The organism is Sulfurimonas sp. (assembly GCF_027056685.1).
Lineage (GTDB): Bacteria > Campylobacterota > Campylobacteria > Campylobacterales > Sulfurimonadaceae > Sulfurimonas.
The window spans coordinates 1-1,558 of record NZ_JALUKE010000041.1; the positions used below are offsets into that span (position 1 = coordinate 1).

The following is a 1,558-nucleotide window of genomic DNA, read 5'->3' on the forward strand; positions in this document are numbered from 1 at the left end:
TCTTGCATCTTCTCTCTTGCCTCTCTATACCCAATCTCTCCCCACTCATGCACAATCATAATTTATAAAATGTTCTCTCTAAAGCTTCAGAAAAAGTTGGATGCGCCAAGATGGTGCGTTTTGCCTGCGCAGCATCCATCTCTCCAGCCAAACTCATAGCAACCGTAGCAATGAGCTCCTCTGCGTTTGGTGCCAATATCTCAGCCCCTAAAATAAAGCCTTCTTCATCTACAAAACTTACCATTAAACCTTTACTTGCATGGTTGTAAACAGAGTATGTAAACTGGTTAAGTGTAACGAGACTCTCTTTGTAGTTTATACCTTCATTCTCTAGTTGCATTTTAGTTTTTCCTACGACTGCGTAACTCATCGGCAGGGTGTGGATGAATTTCACAACATGCTCCAAGTTCAGCGCGCGAGGATTTTTCCCTAAAATGCGTTCTGTGACATTCAAAGTCTCTGCACGAGCTGCGTGAGCGAGTTGCAGCTTGCCGTTACAATCTCCTATGGCATAGTGCTTTTCAAGTGTTGTTTCAAAGTAAGCATCGGTGACAATACCATGTTTTACTTCAACTGCATCACAGCCTATCACATCCACATTTGGTCGTCTTCCTGTGGCTACAAGCAGCATTTCTGTGTAGTTACTGCTACCATCTTCATAAGTGATATGCACACCTTTTTTTGTTGAAGTCGCTTTGCTAACAGGATGGCTACTTAAAATATTTACGCCGAGTTTTTCAAGTTGCATCTGCACAGCATTTTCAATGCTAGGGTGAGCATTTTTGAGTACCTTATCGTGTCTGTTTATAAGAGTTACTTCCACGCCAGCTGTTGCAAAAAAACTTGCCATCTCTAGCCCTATGGCACCCGTTCCATAAATGGATATTTTTTTCGGCAGTTCCTGTAAATTCAAAACATCATCACTAATGATAATATCTTTTGCATTGTGAGCAATGCCCTCAGGAATAAAAGGCGAAGAACCCGTCCCAATGACGATATACTCACCCTCTATCACTTTGCCGTTGACTTCCACCTTATGCGGTGCAATGAGTTTGCCTTTTCCTTCAATCAACTCAACATGAGAACACTGCTTCTGCACCACTTTTGTGACACTTTTTAGTAGAGCATCTTTTTTTTCAAAGAGTGTTTTCATATCTAAACGCAGTGAGCCTTCAATTATTTCGTTTTGTGACTCATAAATAAGATTTGAGTAGTGCAAGAACATCTTAGAAGGTATGCACCCTTTATGAAGACAAACACCACCAATCTGGCTCATATCACTCTCAATGAGTGCCACTTTTTTTCCGTTTTTTGCAGCGACAATCGCCCCCGCATAGTTCAATCCACCACCTATGTAAATAATGTCATACATTTTTTTCTCCTATTAGACTTCTTACAAAACTTAGATATGTTTCAGCAATTTATAGAGAGTTTTAATCAAGGCAGATGTTCTTCAGCGTAGCCGTAGCTACGGTGAAGGTTATCTAACGCAGAGTAAAGCTCTCTATAAATTGCCCAAAGGGAGGAATAAAAAAAGCGAACTTGCATAAAACTTTTT

Annotated in this window: 1 protein-coding gene; it reads right to left on the bottom strand. The window is 40.5% G+C overall.

Going from position 1 to position 1,558, the window contains the following annotated elements; all coding sequences use genetic code 11:
* Positions 1 to 55 precede the first annotated feature (55 nt).
* Positions 56 to 1,372, bottom strand: coding sequence for an NAD(P)/FAD-dependent oxidoreductase (locus MVY38_RS01465; protein WP_297482699.1), 1,317 nt, complete (start codon positions 1,370 to 1,372; stop codon positions 56 to 58).
* Positions 1,373 to 1,558 lie beyond the last annotated feature (186 nt).

Bases quoted from the DNA above. Each gene is read 5' to 3' on its own strand.
- MVY38_RS01465 (WP_297482699.1), bottom strand. From the start codon at position 1,372: ATGTATGACATTATTTACATAGGTGGTGGATTGAACTATGCGGGGGCG.